Raw genomic sequence first — 20,342 nt, 5'->3', positions numbered from 1 at the left:
ATAATTAACTCCAATAGAGAATTTTTTGCTCATCTTTGGACATAGCTAAGAAACCACCAATAGTAATCCTTGGTTCATCGCTTTTAACATCTGTAATTTGATGCACTATATTTCCCCCATGAAAAACAACCATATCTCCAATATCGGGGCTAATATATGTTTTTGAATAACTTTCTAAATTTAAATCCTTTGTCAAAGTCATCGGCTGTCGATCCGATAAATTATAAAGTACTAAATCTCCGCCTTTTTCTGCCTTTTTAATAATTACAAAATAGCTGAGAGCATTTACTAATTTTGTAATTTTATTTAAATGATTGTAATATGGCTTATCTATAAAATCATTATTTTTATGTACGCCTATTCCTCCTAGATATGGATGGACAAATCTAATTGTAGCAGGAGTATAATTCTGCTGTTCATTTTTTTTTGCTACCTCTACTTTTCTTCCACCTGAAATTTTACTTAATATTCCTTCAATTCTTGCCTCAAAACTTTTGTTAAACAGTCTCTTTAACTTTTCTCTAAATCTGTCTGCACTTTGGAAATATCTTTCAATATCATTATCTGCCGCCATCAGAATACAACCAAGTGTTGTACCGTATACCACGGGTTCTTGCTCGTTAAGTTCGTTCTGAAGTTTTTGCTTAACTTCTAACATTTCTGCTTTTGAAAAGGCTTTTTTGAGGACTATTCCATCTATTTCACCTTGAATAATTTGATCGATACCATCTGGATAATCGCTGGCTAACTCTACGTCAAAGCTCAGCCACTTATTTGCTAATGCTTCTATTTTCATAACTTTAGTATTAATTTCGTTTGTTCTATCATTTATTTTTCTGCCGCACTAAGCAAAGCCTAATATTTACCTATATTTAGACTTAAATGTTTTTAATTTTTGCCGTTTTTTTGCTTAATTATCAACACTTATAATCTCAACCTGATGATATTAAAGCTTCCATTTTCGCTTCATAACCAGCTTTAAAATATTGTTTAACTCAGTTATATACACTATTACATCTTATTATTTGCTTAAATTAATGTTCCAACGTCAACTTTTCGCGGTTGCTGAATCCGAGTATATATTTAGATTTTACAAATATTATTACAACAAAGTTTATACACGAGATTCGATTATCAATCAAATAAAATTCATCCTTTTTTAGTCAGAACTTACGCAACGGCGCACCTTTTTCTTGTAGGGTGCCTGAGACTTCGGCTGATTTTAAGCGAAAAATAAGGGCTTTTGTCTCACGCACCATCCTTGTATTAAGACAATTGCATAAGTCCTATTAGTATATGCCACAGCTAATTTTTTCCAAACCTAAAATAATATTTCGTTTCCATATTAACCACAAAATAAATCCAAACCGATATTTATTTTAATATTTCTTTAGATTGTTTGGTAATACTTAACTTATTAATGCTTTACGTATAAATCCGGAATAAAAAATTAGCAATATTTATTACTTTACTATGTTAAGTTTTTTTCAGGTAAAATTTTCATCTCAACAAATTTTTAAGTAATAACTCCTGATAATCAAGAAAATACTTGTATGTTTTATACATACTTGTATTGGTTTAGTTAAATAGTGATGTATAGTTACAAGCTTAAGCAAAAAAAAGATATATAGCTATAAGCTTAAACCATAAATTAGTATTAATTATTACAAATATCTTGGAGATAGAACGTAATAAACTGGCTCTTGCTATTGATATATCTAGTGAGATGTGATACATGTTGTTTGTAAAAGTAATCTGTTTTATTAGGGAATCGCTAAATATGTGTATTGTCGTATAAAGCAGAGAAAGTGTGTTCTAGTATTACAGAAGTTGTAGGGCATATCGTGCATATTAAAGTAAAGGTTTCATTGCTGAATTTAGCTATGAATTAGATTTGCTTAAACTTTAATTTGTAAAAGTCAGACAACAATTTAAAATTTTTTCACTCAGAAACACATTTTAATTAAAAACTCTTTCTAGTTATAGGAAAGGAAAATGTGTTCTTGATAATACCGCAACGCCAGCTACGTAAACCACTCAATAATCGGAGAAATAAAATGTCTTTAGCGCAATTAACTACATTCATGAAATCGATGTCCACAGAAAATAATGATCTGGTAGCGAACGCATCGGGAAGCGCTCAAAAGTTAGCCCAAAGCTTTGCCGACATCAAGGGTGCTAGTGCACAAGAAAAATTAGAAGCTACAATTACAAAAGTTGCTGAATTTGCAAAAGAACAGGGCTTTGATGTTACTGAAGGTGATGTAAGAGAGTACATAAATGGTTTAAAAACTCAATACGAACTAAACCCAATGGTAGCTTCAATGATGGATACGTATTGCACCAGCAGTTGCCACATCGGTAGCGCAATTAGTGCCAGTTAAAATTTGATTTAAGATTATATACATCTAGTTAGTTTTGAAAAACGAACCCGATGTATGGAGGCTTTGCTGCATAAATACATCAGTCTTCTTGCGAATCAAAAGATTTATCTATTAAGCTAGTCAATGATAAAAGTGTGCGGGTTGGCAAGGATTCAGAGATATTCGTGTAACAAAGCCTTAATAGAGTAGATACTCAAAACCTGATTCGGAGCGAACCACTTTCTCCTCATAATTACGATTCTCAACCCCATTTACTTAATTCATGATTCAATCACCTGTAGCGAAGTGTCTATATGACTTTGTTGAAATAGATGTCAGTGAAATCCATAAGTATCCAGAGGGGATTAGAGGTATTTGTGATCGCCAGATTAATGGTATGATCGTAAAGAATTTCTTTTCTCAAGAAGAAATATCCAACGTAGTCAGTCAGCTAACGCGCAAAGAGCAATTTCCGGGGTCGCCTTTTGGGGATATTTTGATTTATGGACCAGCATTATACGTATACGGTGAGGATATAACCAAATACTGTCAAGAAGCAATTGATTTTCGTAAATATTGCCGCCAACTTTTTAGTCAAGGGACTGATTTCGAGACACGGTTAATTGAAGTACTCGGTGCAATGTCTGGTGAAAGTCCGGTTGAGCTACCTGTGACTCCTTCTGGTTACGCTTATACTCCAACTACAATTAGAGTATTAGAGACAGGGCAGGATATGGGCTGGCATTTTGAAAATCAGTTTTTGCATTGTACGCCTGGATATCGTCATCTGGAAACTATAGTTGAACCGGAAGATCATCTCAGCTATTTTGTGGTATTGAGTGCTGCTGATACTGGAGGAGAATTGGTTCTTTACGATCTAGAATGGTCGCAGACTCAGTGGCCGGATAAAGAACATGGTGGAACCAAGAAGAATGGTTTGGTAAACGGCAAGTTGATTGCCGATGTGATGGAAAACTATGACAAAATGTATCTTAGTCCTGAAGCTGGTTCTCTAGTTGTATTTGATGCAGGTAGAATTTTACATCGTGTTTCTGCGGTTGAAGGTTCTCGTCGTCGGATAACTGTTGGTGGATTTCTCGCATTTTCAAAGCATCGCGAAAAACTTTTCTACTGGAGTTAGCCGGTTGATAGGACAATAACGTTATGGAATTTTCTACTTTGGTAGATGCATTGGAACAAAGAGCGCGATACCAGCCAGATAAGAAAGCTTATACCTTTCTTAAGGATGGAGACGTAGAGGCAGATACCTTATATTATCAAGAATTAGAGCGATTGGCACGGGCGATCGCCTCGAAACTTCAGAGTTTTAACGCTAGCTCCCAACGAGCCTTACTAGTTTACTCCCCTGGTTTAGAATTTATTAGCGCTTTTTTCGGATGCCTCTACGCAGGGGTTGTAGCCGTTCCCGTTTATCCTCCCCGTGGGAATCAGTCAATCTCAAGATTATTGGGGATTGCAACAGATGCAGAAGCTACCTTTGCCTTGACAAATACATTTGTTTTAGCTAATAGTCAGCGTTGGTTAGGAGAAAACCCAGACTTAGCCAAGTTAAAATGGCTAACCACCGATAAAATTGACATAAATTTGGCAGACTCATGGCAGAAACCAATTGTCAATAGGGATACATTAGCCCTTCTACAATACACCTCTGGTTCTACAGGTACTCCCAAGGGAGTAATGGTTAGCCACGGCAATCTGCTATCTAATTGTGCGGATCTAGATTTGGGATGGAATCACAATATCAATAGTACCATTGTCACTTGGTTGCCAACCTTTCATGATATGGGGCTAATCTATGGAGTCATCGAACCTTTGTATAAAGGCTTTTCCTGTTACATGATGTCCCCTGTCTCTTTTCTACACAAACCAGTACGATGGCTACAAGCGATTTCGATTTACAAAGCTACTCATAGTGGCGCTCCAAATTTTGCCTACGATTTGTGCGTGCGTAAAATAACCTCGGAGCAAAAAACTAGTTTAGATTTAAGCAGTTGGCAGATGGCTTTAAACGGTGCCGAACCAGTTAGAGCAGATGTCTTACAAAGATTTGCACAAACCTTTAAACCTTGCGGGTTTGATTTAACTGCTTTCTGTCCTGGTTATGGTTTGGCAGAAGCAACCCTGAAAGTGGCTGCGGTGCGTCAACAAGATATGCCTGTTTTTTTGCAAGTTGATACAGATGCACTATTACGAAATCGGATAGTAGAGGCTAAAGCAAATCAACAGAATGTGCAAACTTTAGTTGGATGTGGACGCAGCGAAATTGATACGAAAATTTTAATTGTAGATCCCGAATCTTTAAGGGAATGTCGAGAAGAGCAAGTAGGGGAAATTTGGGTATCGGGTTCTACTGTAGCTCAAGGTTACTGGAGAAACCCAGAAAAGACCCAGCAAACCTTTCAAGCAACCCTATTTGGTAGTACTGACAAACAATTTCTGCGTACAGGTGATTTAGGTTTTATTAAAAATGGCGAGTTATTCATTACAGGGCGGCTCAAAGATATCATAATCATTCAAGGACGCAATCATTATCCTCAAGATATTGAATTAACTGTTGAAAATAGTCATCAGGCATTGCGCTGCGGTTGTGGGGCAGCTTTTGCAGTAGAATTTAAAAGTTCCGAAAAATTAGTTGTAGTTCAAGAAGTAGAGCGGAGTTATCTGCGTCGGCTAGATATAAATGAAGTCGTCGGCAACATTCGTCAAGCAGTAGCAGTAGAACATGACATTCGGGTTCATAGTATTGTACTAATAAAAACGGCAACTATTCCTAAGACATCCAGTGGCAAGATTGCGCGTCAGGCTTGCCGCCAAAAATTATTGAATAATACGCTGGATGTGTTGACTCCAGATACGTTCCATAAATTAACAGCAGTATTATAAAAAGAGAGATAGATTTGTGTTAACTCAAGCTAATATTAAACATTTTCAAGAAAAAGGATGGGTCGGTCCTGTTGATATTTTTTCAGCAGCAGAAATTTCCGCAGTTAAAGAATGTTTAGAAACCAATAGCCGCACAATCAAAGAAGCAGATGGTCAGCAAATTATCACCTTTTATAATAATGTCTATAACCTAGAAACTCCCCGCGACCATCATCTTTTTCATCAACCAATATATACACTTTTTAAGCGGACTAATTTAATTCAAAAATTAAATCAAATAGCTGGAGAAAATTTATTACTTTGGTATACTAATGTTTTTTGTAAAATGCCGGGACAAGGAGAAATAAAATGGCATCAAGCAAAAGAATTCTATACATCTAGCGACATAGATTTTAAGAAGAAAACCTTAGTTTATTCGACCGATGAAGACCCTTTAAATTTAACTGTATGGGTAGCACTTGAAGATGCCGACCTTGAAAATGGTTGTATACGTTTCGCTAATGGCTCGCATCAGCAAATATTTAAAATATTGAAGGGGAGCGTTTCTGCGTCTGAGGGTGTGTTTGCTGGAATCAGTGCCCATAAAACAGTTTGGCAAAAAGAGCAGCAATACTCTTTGTCTTATGAATTCGATCAAAATGACTGGGAAGTAGAATCAGTGCCAGTCAAAGCCGGTCAAGCGGTTATTTTTACTGAAAGTGTAATGCATGGCTCATTGCCAAATCAATCGAATCGCCGTCGTCTGGCAATTATTGGACGTTATGTCCGTCCGAGTACCCAGGTTTATCCCTATCGCACTAAAAGAGATTTTATTGATGAAAATGGACATAACATCAAAAGGCATTTTTGTATTTTAGTTTCAGGACGCGATAATTACGGACATAATGTAGTTAGAGATTGGCATGATTTAGATGAAACTGAAGTAGAATTTCAACTAATGTCTAATTTTGTTCGTTTTGGTCGTGTAAATGTTCCTGAAGGTAAACTACAACTAGAAATTTACGGCTTAGAAAAACAGGCAACCGAAGGAGATTGTGCTGAGCTTGAACCGAATCCAATTTTACATCCGCGCAAATATATTCAATGGCAAGCGTGGAATCAATATAAAGGTATTACTCAAGCAGAAGCAATGAAGCGTTACAGCCAATTGATAGCAACTCTGCCACGAAAGGATACCAAAGATTCGACCAGCGGTATAATCAATAGTGGAAGTGCCAACAAGGGGCAGTTTCAAGCAGGGGATATTCAAAGTTGGTTAATATTTTATCTAGCTGAACTGCTGGAAATGCAGCCTGTGGAAATCGAAATCAACGTTCCCTTTGAGCGTTATGGTTTGTCATCGGCAGAAGGAACTGTTCTGATTGGGGATTTAGAAGCTTGGGTGGGATATCAACTTGCTCCGACCCTTGTGTACGAATACCCCACTATTGAGGCTTTATCCGGGCACATAGCACGGGAAATACAAGTCTTGGCGTAATCGCTTGTTTTGGTCAAGGAAAATAATCTTATAATATACCTAACCCAGAGGTCAAAAGTGGAACCTATAGCGATTATCGGCATCGGTTGCCGTTTTCCCAATGCTAACAATTCCGAATCATTCTGGAAACTTTTGCGTAATGGTATCGATGCCATCGCCCAAGTACCTTCATATAGATGGGATGTTGATGCCTATTATGACCCCGATCCAACTACAAAAGGCAAAATGAACACCCGTTGGGGTGGTTTTTTGGATTGTGTCGATCGATTCGATCCGGGTTTTTTCGGAATTTCTCCTGGGGAAGCTGAACGCATGGACCCCCAGCAAAGATTAGTTTTGGAAGTAGCATGGGAGGCTTTGGAAGATGCAGCAATCGTACCACAACGTCTAGCGGGTAGCCAAACTGGGGTTTTTATTGGAATTGGTAACTATGACTATGGTAGGTTTTTATGTAAGGATTTATCCAACATTAATAGTCATAATGCCCCCGGTTTGACATTGAGCCTTGCTGCCAATCGCTTATCTTATTTATTGGATCTGCATGGACCGAGTATGGCTATAGAAACAGCCTGCTCCTCATCCTTAGTAGCCATTCACTCTGCTTGTCAAAGTTTGCGGAGTGGCGAGTCCAACTTGGTCATTGCTGGAGGGGTGAGCCTGATGCTATCGCCAGACATGACAATTACCTTCTCCCAAACCCGAATGATGGCACCTGATGGTCGGTGTAAAACATTTGACGCTAGTGCCGATGGTTATGTTAGGGGAGAAGGTTGTGGGATTGCGATTCTCAAGCGTCTGAGCGATGCCATTTTGGATAAAGACCGTATCCTGGCGGTTATTAAGGGTTCGGCAGTTAATCATGATGGACTCAGTAACGGTATTACTGCACCTAATGGCTTGGCTCAACAAGCAGTAATTCGCCAAGCTTTGAAAAACGCCGGTGTTGCACCAGCAGAAATTGGCTATATTGAAGCCCACGGAACTGGCACTGCTTTGGGAGATCCAATTGAAATTAGAGCCTTAAAGGCAGTCTTGATGCAAGGACGTTCCCCCGATCAGCTCTGTGGAATTGGGTCGGTAAAGACAAATATCGGCCATTTGGAACCAGCAGCCGGAATAGCGGGTTTGATTAAGGTGGTGTTATCGCTACAACATGGGGAAATTCCCCCCCACCTACATTTGCGGCAGTTAAATCCCCATCTGGGTTTAGAGGGAACGCCGTTTTTTATTCCCACCCAATGTCAGCCATGGGCTAAAATTGGCGATAGCCGTTTAGCAGGGGTGAGTGGTTTTAGCTTCGGTGGCACTAATTGTCATGTGATTTTAGAAGCAGCACCGGAACAGAGTCGGCAACTAATTGAAAGGAATAATACCCACCATATTCTCACATTATCAGCTAAAAACGAGACCGCTTTAAAAGAACTAGCGCAACGTTATGCGGATTTCTTAGTTTGCCATCCCGAACTATCTTTAACAGATGTTTGTTTTACTGCGAATACCGGGCGATCGCATTTTTCTCATCGGCTGGCAATTGTAGCTGAGTCACATCAACAGTTGGTGAATCACCTCAGTAATTTTACTGATAAAAAACAAACATCTGGATTATTTAACGGCAAGGTAGTCGGTCGCAAGCGCCCAAAAATAGCATTTTTATTCACGGGTCAGGGTTCCCAGTACGTAGACATGGGTCGTCAACTTTACGAAACCCAACCCAGCTTCCGAAAAACCCTAGAACGCTGCGACGAAATTCTACGTCCTTATTTAGAAAAGCCCTTGCTATCGATTTTATATCCAGCTGGGGGTGAAAGTTCTCTTGTAAACGAAACCGCCTACACCCAACCCGCTTTATTTGCCATTGAATATGCCCTTGCACAATTATGGCAATCTTGGGGTATAACTCCTGATGTGGTAATGGGTCATAGTTTGGGTGAATATGTCGCTGCTTGTGTTGCGGGGGTATTTAGCCTTGAGGAAGGGCTGAAATTAGTTGCTCAACGAGCTAGTTTAATGCAAGCTTTGCCCCAAACTGGTGAAATGGTTGCTGTATTTGCCGAGCTTAATAAAGTAGAAGCAGCTATTCAACCATATTCACAAGAAATTTCCATCGCCACAATTAACAGTCCTGAAAATATTGTCATTTCCGGAGAGCGAGGAAAAGTTCGGCAAGTAGTAACCAGCTTAGAAGCAGAAGGAATTAAAACTCAACAATTACGAGTTTCTCACGCCTTTCACTCTCCACTCATCGAACCGATGCTGGATAATTATGAAAAATTGACAAGTTTTGTACAGTTTAAAACTCCAAACTTACCCTTGATTTCTAATTTGAACGGCGAAATTCTGCCTTCTGGTTTTATTCCCGATGCAAATTATTGGCAAGAGCATACCAGGAAGCCAGTGAATTTCATGGGGGGGATAAATACTTTGTTTGAACAAGGCTATAAAATATTTTTAGAAATCGGTTGCAAGCCTATCCTCTCAAGAATCGGTCAAAAATGCCTTTTGAATACAACTTGGCTCTGTTCCCTAACTCCAGAAAAACAAGATTGGCAAGCATTGCTTTTGAGCTTATCTGCTTTGTACGTGCAGGGAGTGGATGTCAACTGGATCGGATTTGAGCAAGACTACTTACCTTGGAGGTTATCACTTCCATACTATCCCTTCCAACGTCAACGTTACTGGATTAAAGATTCCTCTCAAGTCATGAGCCAACAGAAATTAGGTGCAAAAGTATCCCAAGAACCAAAAGACGTAAATAAAGACACCAAGCAGCAGATTTTGTCAAGATTGCGTTATTTAATAGGGAATATACTGCAATTGCCACTGGAAGAAGTAGATATTTATACGCCTTTTTTAGAAATGGGGGCTGATTCGCTTATCCTTATTGATGTTATCGCAGCAATTGAAAAATTCTATGGGATCAAGATTGCGATTAGCCAGTTATTTGAAGAATATCGAACCATTGAAGCGCTAGCAACCTGCATTAATCAAAATTTACCTCCAGAAAAATCAGCAGCGAAATCCGAGCCAGAACCTAGGGAGCAACTGACCTCCAAGATAGAGTTTCCAGAACCAACTTTTGATAGTATACCAATTCCCACCTCAACTGGAACATTGCCCGAAACAGCATTAGAGCGAATTATTAGCCAGCAACTAAAGGTAATGTCTCAGCAGTTAGAAATCTTACAAAATAGAGTGACTAAAACCGAAGTTTCTCCGTCCCCAGAACAAGCAACTGTAGCTAGGGTTGATGTTAGTAAAAGCGTCGAAAAAACTCAGCCGGTAAAAACAGATGCTCGTGTTGAGCCATTTTCTTGCCAGCCAGTTGCGACCAATCAAGTTAAGCAACTAAATCCACAGCAACAGCGCCACTTAGAAGAGCTAGTAGTCCGATATACCAATAAAACGCAAAAATCCAAGCAAAGAGCAGAAGCTTATCGTTCGGTATTAGCTGATAGTAGAGGTATATTTGGATTCCGCCCCTCTATTAAGGAGATGCTTTATCCCATCGTCGGAGAGCGAGCGCAAGGGTCAAGATTTTGGGATATAGACGCTAATGAATATGTAGATATAACTATGGGCTTCGGCGTGCTTCTTTTTGGTCACGATCCGCAGTTTGTGACTGAAGCACTGGAAAAGCACCATAGACAACAAGGTATAAAAATTGGACCGCAGTCCAAATTAGCGGGAGAGGTAGCTCAGTTAATATGCGAACTGACAGGTATGGAGCGAGTTGCTTTTTGTAATTCAGGTACAGAAGCAGTAATGACAGCCCTACGTCTAGCGCGTTCGGAAACAGGTCGTAATAAAGTTGCTTTATTTGCTAATTCTTATCATGGTCATTTTGATGGAGTTTTGGCTACAGCACCGAAAGGTCAAATCAAAGCAATACCTATTGCTTCGGGAGTATCTCAGAACTTAGTTGAAGACGTTTTATTGCTCGATTATGGAAATCCAAAATCCCTTGAGATTTTGCAAGCTCATGCTAGGGAATTAGCTGCTGTATTAGTCGAACCCGTGCAGAGTCGCCGACCCGATTTACAACCTAAAAAGTTTTTACAGCAATTGAGAGAATTGACAGAAGTATCGGGAATAGCACTCATCTTTGATGAAGTTCTTACAGGTTTTCGCATACACCCAGGGGGAGCGCAAGCTTGGTTTGACATTAAAGCAGATATCGTAACTTATGGAAAGATTGTCGGTGGTGGGACTCCCATGGGAGTTGTAGCTGGTAAAATCAAGTACATGAGCGGTATTGATGGTGGTTTGTGGAACTTTGGTGATGCTTCATATCCACAGACTCAAAAGATATTTTTCGGAGGAACTTTTAATAAAAATCATGCAGGGATGGTTGCAGCTTTGGCAGTACTCCAGCATCTTAAGAAACAAGGTGCTGCTCTTCAAGAAAAGTTGAATCACCGTACATCTTTGTTAGCTCAAACACTTAATTCTTTCTTTGAAGAGAAGGATGTACCTATACGCATCGAGCATTTTGGTTCGCTGTTTCGTTTTGCCTTTTGGGAAAATCAGGATTTGCTATTCTATCATCTACTGGAGAAGGGTGTTTATATCTGGGAAGGGCGTACCTGTTTTCTTTCCACAGCACATACCGATGCAGATATTGATTACATAATTAAGGCAGTAAAAGATAGTATAGATGAACTGCAACAAGGAGGTTTTTTGCTCAAATGTTCGAGCAAATTGTCAGCTAATCAAAAGCATTTAAGTCTAGCATCATCATTTAATACCACCCCACTAGAACAAAGCGCAACAATCGAAAAGTTAACCCCCAAACAAATTATTCATCGTCTCACAACCGAATACAATCAATTAATTTCCCAACAAGACTTAGAAGCTTATCAACAAGGATTAATTAAATTGGAGGCTTTGAGTCTCACCTATATTTTAAAAGCCTTCAAACAAATGGGTTGGAAGTTTGAGCGAGGCAAAAAATTCACATTTTCGATGATAGCTCAGCAGTTAGGCATAGTTAACCAACATCGACGGTTACTAGGTTGTTTGCTCTCGATAATGGTAGAAGAAAAAATACTCACTCAAGTTGACGAGCAATGGGAAGTGCTGCAAGTACCGGAAATTCAAGACCAATTGTTACAAGTCCAAACTATTTTAATGGAATACTCTGCTTTGGAGGCAGAACTATCTTTACTACAGCGTTGCGGTCAAGAACTAGCACAAGTATTGCAAGGAAAACGTCACCCGTTACAATTGTTATTCCCTAACGGTGATTCCACAAGCTTAACTAAACTTTATCAGGATTCACCAGTAGCTCGGATAATGAATACTCTGGTGCAAAGGACAATTGCGATCGCATTGGAAAATCTGCCCGGTGGTGATGGGGTGCGAATTCTAGAAATTGGTGCGGGAACCGGGGGAACAACAGCCCATATTCTACCTCACCTGCGAGCCAAACAAACGGAATATGTATTTACCGATTTATCCCCCCGATTCATGGATAAAGCTAAGCAAAAGTTTAGTGATTATCCATACATTCAATATCAAGTTTTAGATATCGAAAAAGAGCCTGAAAAACAGGGATTTGCGCCTCATCAGTTTGATATAATTATTGCAGCCAACGTGCTACATGCTACAAGTAGTTTACGACAATCACTCAAGCACGTATTGCAGTTGTTGGTTCCAGGGGGATTGCTAGTGCTGATGGAAGGAACATCTCCTCAGCGTTGGTTAGATTTAATATTTGGGTTAACCGAGGGATGGTGGAAATTTTGTGATGAAGATTTGCGACCATCTTACCCATTACTTTCAACTTCCCAATGGCAAACACTATTGAAAGAAAGCGGATTTAGAGAAGCTGTATGCGTTCAAACTGAGTCGGAAAAGTTAGCAGTTCTACCCCCACAGTCCGTGATTATAGCGGAAGCAGCACGCAAGATTCCCCTGACTGAGGCTCAAAAACAACTTTGGGTTCTGGCGCAGATGAGTGAAGAAGGTTCAATTGCCTACAATGAATCTGTGAGTCTACGACTAAAGGGTTCGCTTAACTTAAAAGCGATACAACAAGCAATGCAAAAAGTCATAAATCGGCATGAGGCATTAAGAACTATTATCAGTACTCAAGGAGATTTTCAGCAGATATTGCCTGATGTGAACATAGATATTCCGATAATTGATTTTTCAAACTTGGATAGTAATGAGTGCAAGTTTAAAGTTGATGAGCGGTTACAAAAAGAAGCACGCAAACCTTTCAACCTAAGCGTTGGACCTTTGTTCCGGGTGCAAATTATCAAGTTAGAGTCACAACTGTATCAGTTAGTGTTAACTGCTCATCATATCATTATTGATGGCTGGTCTATTGATGTGATTTTTAATGACTTAGGCAAAATATATTCCGCAGAATCTCAAGGAATTTCCTACCAACTTGAAGAACCGATGCAACTGAGCGAATATATCAAATGGCAAGAACAGCAAAGTCACACCGAGAAAATGGCAGAAGATAAAGCTTACTGGTTAGCACAATTTGCTAATTCTATCCCCATCTTAGAGTTGCCTACAGATTATCCTCGTCCCATCGTTCAAACTTACGCTGGGGTTGAGCAAACGACGATTATTGATGCTGAATGGTTGCGGGAGCTAAAAAGTTTCAGTACTCACCATGGATGTACCTTGTTGATGACTTTGATAGCCCTACTTAATCTATTACTATATCATTTTTTGGGACAAAAAGACATAGTAATTGGTGTTCCTATTGCTGGACAATCTCGTGTAGGAGGTAAAGACCTAGTAGGTTATTGTGCCAATGTATTGCCATTGCGGTTTTCAGTTAAAAACCAAAGTTTTAGCGACTATCTTACTGCTATAAGAAAAGTATTTTTGAATGGTTACGAGCATCAAAATTATCCTCTTAGTCACTTACTAAAGCAACTGAATATTAAGCGCGATCCTAGTCGTCCACCTTTAATTACAACACTAATTAACATAGATAAATTTGGTGTGGATCTAAAGTTTTTTGGACTTGAAGTTGAGGGATTTACAAATTATACTGGCATCGCTCGGCGGGAACTTACTTGGAATATAATTGAAATAGAGACTCAACTGGTATTAAAGTGTAATTATAATTCAGATATTTATAAAGCTTCTACAATTCACCATTGGATGGAGCAATTTGAAACAATTTTACGCACTGCCATCAAACAACCTGATATCTGGATAGATGCAATTGTAGAAAGACTTACAAAATCCGATAGACAAAAACAGATGGCAGAAGAACAAAATTTAGAAGCGGCTAGCATCCGAAAGCTAAAGAACTTTAAGCGGAAAGTAATAGAACCATAAAAGTTTAAATCTCTATCAAATTGCCAACGGTGGAGCGGTGGAACTAATAGCTTTTAAGCCCTGGTAATTAATTCCACATTTACAAATATTTAATTGAGTAACAAATCATCTGAGTGGTATGTCTATGCTAGAATACGTGAATCTGCTTAATGAAACAGAATGTTTAGAAGTTCGTTACCAAATTTATAGTATAAGAAATTTATGGGAACAACTAGAACCATTGCTTCCTTTTTTTATATTAGGGAGTCCAATTTATAAACAAGCAAAGGCAGATAACTTAAAATTATATGAACAAAAAATAAAAGTTTTCAATCCTATAATGCGCGAGCATTTCAGGTGGCTATATGAAAAGTTATCTAATGCACTAGCAAAAAAATTTAAAAAACCAACGCATTACTTAAAAACATCAGCTTTGCCTGGGTTTCATATTCTTATTTGGGATGATGATTACAAATTGCATCCCAGTTGGGGAGTAGGAAGTCCACCACACTGCGATAGCCAGTATAAGCTACTTAACTCAGAGACTTTAAAAGAAATTAATTTAGATAAGGTAATCACTTTTACATTAGCAGTTAGGGTCGCAAACAGCAATTGCGGTTTGGATATGTGGGATTTGCATGATACAGAGGTGAGTGGACTTTCCCAGACAGAAATTAAGAAACTTCTCAATTCCAGAAAAAAAACCTTTTATCCCTATCAAGCTGGTCAGCTTGCGCTTCAGTCCGGACTTTATTTTCACCGAGTTCCTCCATTTCAAATTGTTAAACCTGGCGATGAGAGAATAACGCTCCAAGGACACTGCTTTTTTTCGCAAGACGCTTGGCACATTTATTGGTAGTTTTTAAATCTGACAATCAAGCATGAAAAAGAATTAAATATTTATGTATAAATATCTATGAATAAATCAATGATAAATTCGCTTAATTTTGAAATAAATAATCAAATCCAACTCAAGAACTTTAAAGTTTTACCAAAATTTGCTGGTATATGGGAAGGTAAGTGGATTCGCTTAGACCAAGATGGTAATGAAATTGAAAGATTTACATCAACTTTGAACCAAAAAATTGTTAACAATCAATGGGTACAAACTAATCAGAATAAATATCCGAATGGTCAAGTTGTTAATATCAACTTTTTTGGTAAAGCAGTGGAGGAAGGTAAGGTAATTTTTGAAAGTCCCGATTATCCTTATTGTAACTTTCTGATGCTTGTTGAAGAACATAGTGATAATTTAATCATTATCAGCGTATTCGATAAAGAAACAGGCTCTCCATTAGCAACAGAAATTATTAATTTTATTAGTGAAAACGAACGAATTAGAACTTTGCAACAATTTAAAGCACCACATGGAAAAATTAGTGGATTCATGCTTGTTGTTGAACATAAAGTTGGCATTGAGCCGAGATGCGCGACGTGAAAGTTGTACGTAGACGCAGCATATTTTACTTGCATCAGATTAGCGGAATTAATAACTTTCTAATGGACAAATTCCCTAAAATATCATCTAAGGGACTTCCAATAAATAAAATAATCAAAGATAAAAATGATAATCATTCTAGAGAGTGGGTAGTAAATTGAACTATAAATAGTTATAATTTTGGGTGCAATAGACCGTGTCTATTGAATTAACTGACTCACTTAAAAATCTACTTAAAGAAACAGCATCTAATTTAAAAGGTTCTACGGGACGGCGTTTTCAAGCTCAAACTGTAATGGAACTGGGTTACGGAGGTCAACTACTTGCTCAAAAAGAATTGGGCGAGGTTGTGCAGGGCTACCTGACCGATCTTGCTTCAATGCACCGGGCGATCAAAGGTGTTGCACGCATCTATTTTGGAATGTCGGTCTCGGCGGCTTATCTCGAAGCCACGGGCTGAGGGAGCGCAGATTTATACCAAAAACCTTGGCGAATTGAAGATGCTTTTAATACAGTAAAAAGGCTTCTAGGTTTAGCTGTAAACTTCTCGGTTGAATGGACCGCGACGCGGTTCAGTAGACAATAAGAGGGATAGTAAGACGGATACCACGACGACGTAGATAATTACGGATTCGACGACTCGTGTAACCTTTATCTCCAACCAGTCTTAAGGGACGAATGCGCGGACGACCTCGCCCAGAACGCTTTACAGTGCCCTGTTCCATCAATTGTTCGAGAAAAAGCGACTCGTTTCGCTGACCTGGGCTGAGAAGAAAAGTTATCGGTTTTCCAAAACCTTCACATCGTATGTGTATTTTTGTACTGAAACCACCGCGAGAACGCCCTAACTTTTCATCTTCTTCGCCCCCTTTTTTCCCCCTGCGGCGTGTTGATGGGCGCGTATCACAGTTCCATCTACGGGCCGGAACCTTCCAATCGAGATTTCCTTCCTTATCGGCGATCGCCAAACTAAAATCTGCATTCCACTCGTCTTGCCAAGTTTTCAAATTAATTTGGATGTCGGTACGCTCTTCTGGAGTAAGTTCTGTGGAGAGAATTGTTTCACACCAAGCTTCATTTAATACTGTCCGAAAAACAGTGTCGGATTGTTGTAGTGTCCGATAATAAGGATATAGGGTTTTTCGGATATGTTAGTTGGCTATATGCGGGTTGCGAGTGATAGCGACCGTCAGACAACCGACTTGCAGCGAGATGCATTGCTCAACGCAGGTATTGATTCGCGAAATTTATTTGAAGACCGAATGAGCGGTGCTAAGGACAGCCGCCCAGGGCTGCAAAAAGCTTTGGATTTTATGAAAGAAGGGGATTCCTGGGGTTCCGAAGGAAGATATTATTCTTGGTTTCCATCCACCGGAAGTACTGTGATATAAGGATTTTGGCGTAGCTTAATAGTCTCAATCTGTAGAGTTTGAATCATCCTATTCCCTTGTTTAAGGCTTCAAAAAAGCGCACAATTGTATCAAATCGAATATTCCATTCATCTGGCTCAACTGTACGAGAAATCAATTGAGGAAATAGAGAATTTCTTTTTTGTAATATTTGAGAAATAATCTTAATCAGTTGCTCTATTGTTGCCGAAGAAAAATTGTTTCTAATATCACGTCCAATCAAAAAACTTCCTGTTTCTTCATACTCAACCAGCCCTTGAGATAATTCATCAACTAGCTCTACAAATACGCGGTTATCATCATTATAATTTTTTAAGACAAAATAAATATCTTCTAAATCCTTTGTAGCTTTTCTGTCATTCCATGCAATCAATTTTAATACAATTAAAGTAGGGAGATTAACAACTTTAAATTCAATATCTTCGATTAATAAAGATTCTGCGGTCGAGAAAGCTTCATTGAAACCGACTATACTCATTTTCGTCCCATTTGACCACTGTATTTCTTGATTTGGCTCTCCAATAGCACCAAATGGAACTATATCTACCTCAATGTGAGTTGAAATATGTATAAACCTATGCTGAATCTTTGTGTGTCGAAAGCAAGGATTAGCTCCTTGAGTCATCTCAGTACTTAAAGTATGAAAATCCAACCAATTATTAACTTTTACTGCAAAATCCAAGTCTGTTGTCGCTCTACCTTCAATATTATACCGATTATCAAAAACTAAAATTCTTGCACCTGCTCCAACTAACAATATTGATAGCTGTAAGTTATCAACTATACTTTTCATATCCAGCAAAATTAGCTTTCGCTTATTATTAGCTTCAAGCATTTTGCTGTCTGTTCTCTATGTATTTAACAAAAACACGTTTGGCCGTTTCCTCCAGACGCTCATTATTTTCCATCATCAACTCAGCATAAATCAATAACGGATCTACTACTACTTGTTTGGATTGATTATAATCATATGCATTATGGGAACCAAATTGTTGACAACAAATGATATTGCCTTCTGGACTCGGCTTTAGTTTCAGTTCTTCAGCTATTAATTGATGATTTTCTTTAACATATAGAACTGCTCCTGTAGGAATTAGATAAGAAGTTGCGATTGCAGCTCCTAATTCTCCACCAATTAGAAAGTTATTTTCCTTGGCTTTTTGAATCAGGTTATCCGCAACTTCCGTGAATTTACTCCTTAAAGTAGGTGTATAAGTTCCAAGCAATAATTCTGGTCGCAGAGTTTCAGCATAGCCCATTTCCCAACGTTCTAGGAGTTTACTATAACGAGTAATAATATATTTACCATCACGTTGCTGTTGCAGATAACCTAATTTATACAAATTTTTCAAGGTATCATTTACCGTTATGAATGTTACTCCAGCAGCAAGAGCCAATTCTTCCAATGATGCTCTTAAAATATCAGGAGATTTCAGTAGAACATAAATAACTTTAAGATTATTGAAAGTAATTTGTGAATTTGATACTGATTTTTCTTGAAACAGATGTTTTCTGCGAATAAAAATATATGCGGCTGAATTATTTAGATAAATATTACCATTCGTGTCGATAAACTCAATATTATTTGCTACTAACTTATCAATAGCAGTTTCTGATAGAGAACGAGTGATAAGAAAAAGTTTTTCATTTAGTTTTTGTTGCTTCAGTAGCAAATAATCTATGACAACTTCAGCCGTTGTGCTGGTGACATCTGGTTGAATAGCGTACATATAATCGACCGACTTTAACGGACTGTGAATTGTAATTATTCCTGTTTCTTTACTATCGACTCGCTTATTTGGTATACTTTTTGGAGTGATTTGGATATTCGGTAATAATTCAAGGTTTTCTAAGCATTGCTGCAATAACTTTTCTTCATGTTGCATACTGGATGAGAATTTTTATCTAACTTATTTATATTAACGAAATATGAGTTCGTTCAGCCAAGTTTTTTCGTGCGTGCCTTAATAGTTTACGGTATACCAATATTGATACTTTTATAAATCCAATATTCCCGCTTCTAACAAATACTGACGCTCTTCAATTTTGTCCTTTTGATTTAACTGTAACAATCTAATTGTTACGCGAGCTTTTGAACTCAAAGCAATAAAGAAGAGCGTCTTTTATTTTAAAATGCTCGCGCCATTGGTCTTTTCGAGGGTGGTATAACGGCACAATATCGCCGGTTTCGGGGTCTATAGATGTTAAGTCACTACCTTTATGTTTATTACATAAGGTGCAAGCAAGAGCTAGGTTTTCTGCTTCGGTCAAACCTCCGTGTTTTTCAGCAATAACATGATCGACTTCGTGAGGAGCGAAAGCTGCAATATCGGGAAGTAAGCAATATTCACAGCACCCTCTTGCTCTCTGATAAACCTGTTTACGCAGAGCTGAGTTAATATATGTTTTACTCCCACAACGCTTGAGTTTCCTTAAGTTTTAAGAAAGCTCTAGCTTTTGCCATTCTCACTGCGATGCTCTAAGTACTGATAACCTTGCCATATTTTCTCATCTTCAGGTGTTAAGCCAGCAGTCCGATTTTTTTCTAGCAAATTGCTATTAAAAAACTAAATCAATTGACACTGATGAAGCCTAAACTATTGATATATAAGGGTTTAAACGTTTTGGCAGAACCCCCAGGAAAATAGCTCCCGCTTCGATTTGCCAAAAATAAAAATTAAGGTGGGTTCCTCCTTGCTCGGAGGTGATTGAGTAGCCACCACTGCGGTAAACCCGCACCTCTATTACTGGGGGCGCACAATAATATTCCAGGGTTCTTCTGCTGTGCCTTCTCCTTCCTGCCAAGAAATACGACCACTACGCAAGGTAAACAAGGCACTAGTACCGCTTCGCGGAAGTAAGAAGTAAGAAGTAAGAAGTAAGAAGTTTGATTTTCTAGGCTTTTCAGCTATTTTTAATGGTTGCCTTATTTACGCCGACTTGTACTAGTACCGCTTGGCGGAAGTAAGAAGTAAGAAGTAAGAAGTAAGAAGTTTGATTTTCTAAGCTTTTCAGCCATTTTTAATGGTTGCCTTATTTAAGCCGTGGTGTACTAGCCTACAACTTCTCCATTACAACCGCATCTTTTACGATTGCAACGATAGCAAAAAAGATTGTCGCACTCTACACAAATACCTAAATTTTCTAATCTGTATGTCTCTCCACAACCACAGCAATAGTCTCGGTTACGAAGCAATTGATCGTAATTTGAATCACCAATAGCTTTTCTATTTGCACTTCCAAACTCTTTAATTTCTAGAATGTTTTCTTCAGACTTTCTAGCTTCGCTACAAGCCCATAAATAAGCAAGCATTCTTTGGTATTCGGTAGTAAAAAGCTTGATGCTGCTATATTCACTTTCGTACCATTCTTTCATTTTTGCATTAAACCGTTCTTGAAATTTTGCCATAATAATATTTCCGTAATGAATAAAAAGCAGAATTATTATTATTTAAACAACAAAG

The 20,342-nt window shown here is 38.4% G+C and carries 13 protein-coding genes and 2 pseudogenes; 9 read left to right on the top strand and 6 right to left on the bottom strand.

Annotated elements, in window-relative coordinates; translation table 11 throughout:
- Window positions 1–4: 4 nt before the first annotated feature.
- Window positions 5–796, bottom strand: a complete 792-nt coding sequence (locus ACM03V_RS15140; protein ID WP_414621615.1) for a hypothetical protein — start codon at window positions 794–796, stop codon at window positions 5–7.
- Between the two features lie 1,261 nt (window positions 797–2,057).
- Here ACM03V_RS15140 and ACM03V_RS15135 point away from each other — a divergent pair.
- The 8 genes and pseudogenes from ACM03V_RS15135 to ACM03V_RS15100 all read left to right on the top strand — a co-directional run.
- On the top strand, window positions 2,058–2,384 hold the full coding sequence (locus ACM03V_RS15135) for a hypothetical protein (RefSeq protein WP_414621614.1): 327 nt from the start codon (window positions 2,058–2,060) through the stop codon (window positions 2,382–2,384).
- Window positions 2,385–2,646: 262 nt separating this feature from the next.
- Window positions 2,647–3,504, top strand: a complete 858-nt coding sequence (locus tag ACM03V_RS15130) for a hypothetical protein (protein WP_414621613.1) — start codon at window positions 2,647–2,649, stop codon at window positions 3,502–3,504.
- Window positions 3,505–3,527: 23 nt separating this feature from the next.
- Window positions 3,528–5,267, top strand: coding sequence for a fatty acyl-AMP ligase (locus ACM03V_RS15125; RefSeq protein ID WP_414621612.1), 1,740 nt, complete (start codon window positions 3,528–3,530; stop codon window positions 5,265–5,267).
- Between the two features lie 16 nt (window positions 5,268–5,283).
- Entirely contained in the window at window positions 5,284–6,744 is a 1,461-nt protein-coding gene (locus tag ACM03V_RS15120) for an acyl-CoA-binding protein (protein WP_414621611.1), read from the top strand.
- A gap of 57 nt (window positions 6,745–6,801) precedes the next feature.
- Entirely contained in the window at window positions 6,802–14,052 is a 7,251-nt protein-coding gene (locus ACM03V_RS15115; protein WP_414621610.1) for an aminotransferase class III-fold pyridoxal phosphate-dependent enzyme, read from the top strand.
- Between the two features lie 124 nt (window positions 14,053–14,176).
- Entirely contained in the window at window positions 14,177–14,890 is a 714-nt protein-coding gene (locus ACM03V_RS15110; RefSeq protein ID WP_414621609.1) for a hypothetical protein, read from the top strand.
- 69 nt (window positions 14,891–14,959) lie between these two features.
- Complete coding sequence (locus tag ACM03V_RS15105) at window positions 14,960–15,469, top strand: DUF3598 family protein (protein WP_414621608.1); 510 nt, start codon at window positions 14,960–14,962, stop codon at window positions 15,467–15,469.
- Window positions 15,470–15,671: 202 nt separating this feature from the next.
- Window positions 15,672–15,812: pseudogene (locus ACM03V_RS15100) on the top strand (ISAzo13 family transposase); the annotation flags it as partial.
- 229 nt (window positions 15,813–16,041) lie between these two features.
- Here ACM03V_RS15100 and ACM03V_RS15095 read toward each other — a convergent pair.
- Window positions 16,042–16,437, bottom strand: coding sequence for a transposase (locus ACM03V_RS15095; protein WP_414621626.1), 396 nt, complete (start codon window positions 16,435–16,437; stop codon window positions 16,042–16,044).
- Window positions 16,438–16,617: 180 nt separating this feature from the next.
- Here ACM03V_RS15095 and ACM03V_RS15090 point away from each other — a divergent pair.
- Window positions 16,618–16,797: pseudogene (locus ACM03V_RS15090) on the top strand (recombinase family protein); the annotation flags it as partial.
- A gap of 106 nt (window positions 16,798–16,903) precedes the next feature.
- Here the strand turns inward: ACM03V_RS15090 and ACM03V_RS15085 are convergent.
- The 4 genes from ACM03V_RS15085 to ACM03V_RS15070 form a co-directional block, all read right to left on the bottom strand.
- Entirely contained in the window at window positions 16,904–17,713 is an 810-nt protein-coding gene (locus tag ACM03V_RS15085) for a nucleotidyl transferase AbiEii/AbiGii toxin family protein (RefSeq protein WP_414621607.1), read from the bottom strand.
- Window positions 17,706–18,764, bottom strand: a complete 1,059-nt coding sequence (locus ACM03V_RS15080; RefSeq protein WP_414621606.1) for a type IV toxin-antitoxin system AbiEi family antitoxin — start codon at window positions 18,762–18,764, stop codon at window positions 17,706–17,708. The genes ACM03V_RS15085 and ACM03V_RS15080 overlap by 8 nt, the downstream gene beginning before the upstream one ends.
- A 187-nt stretch (window positions 18,765–18,951) precedes the next feature.
- Window positions 18,952–19,170, bottom strand: a complete 219-nt coding sequence (locus ACM03V_RS15075) for an HNH endonuclease (protein WP_414621625.1) — start codon at window positions 19,168–19,170, stop codon at window positions 18,952–18,954.
- 760 nt (window positions 19,171–19,930) lie between these two features.
- Window positions 19,931–20,287 (bottom strand): hypothetical protein, encoded by a 357-nt coding sequence (locus tag ACM03V_RS15070; protein WP_414621605.1) that lies wholly within the window; start codon window positions 20,285–20,287, stop codon window positions 19,931–19,933.
- Between the last annotated feature and the right edge of the window lie 55 nt (window positions 20,288–20,342).

Origin of the sequence: Calothrix sp. CCY 0018, from assembly GCF_963920925.1 — a bacterium.
Classification (GTDB): domain Bacteria; phylum Cyanobacteriota; class Cyanobacteriia; order Cyanobacteriales; family Nostocaceae; genus Rivularia.
This window is presented reverse-complemented; position numbering and strand designations above follow the sequence as displayed.

Bases quoted from the DNA above. Each gene is read 5' to 3' on its own strand.
- ACM03V_RS15140 (WP_414621615.1), bottom strand. From the start codon at position 796: ATGAAAATAGAAGCATTAGCAAATAAGTGGCTGAGCTTTGACGTAGAG.
- ACM03V_RS15135 (WP_414621614.1), top strand. From the start codon at position 2,058: ATGTCTTTAGCGCAATTAACTACATTCATGAAATCGATGTCCACAGAA.
- ACM03V_RS15130 (WP_414621613.1), top strand. From the start codon at position 2,647: ATGATTCAATCACCTGTAGCGAAGTGTCTATATGACTTTGTTGAAATA.
- ACM03V_RS15125 (WP_414621612.1), top strand. From the start codon at position 3,528: ATGGAATTTTCTACTTTGGTAGATGCATTGGAACAAAGAGCGCGATAC.
- ACM03V_RS15110 (WP_414621609.1), top strand. From the start codon at position 14,177: ATGCTAGAATACGTGAATCTGCTTAATGAAACAGAATGTTTAGAAGTT.
- ACM03V_RS15105 (WP_414621608.1), top strand. From the start codon at position 14,960: ATGATAAATTCGCTTAATTTTGAAATAAATAATCAAATCCAACTCAAG.
- ACM03V_RS15085 (WP_414621607.1), bottom strand. From the start codon at position 17,713: ATGCTTGAAGCTAATAATAAGCGAAAGCTAATTTTGCTGGATATGAAA.
- ACM03V_RS15080 (WP_414621606.1), bottom strand. From the start codon at position 18,764: ATGCAACATGAAGAAAAGTTATTGCAGCAATGCTTAGAAAACCTTGAA.
- ACM03V_RS15070 (WP_414621605.1), bottom strand. From the start codon at position 20,287: ATGGCAAAATTTCAAGAACGGTTTAATGCAAAAATGAAAGAATGGTAC.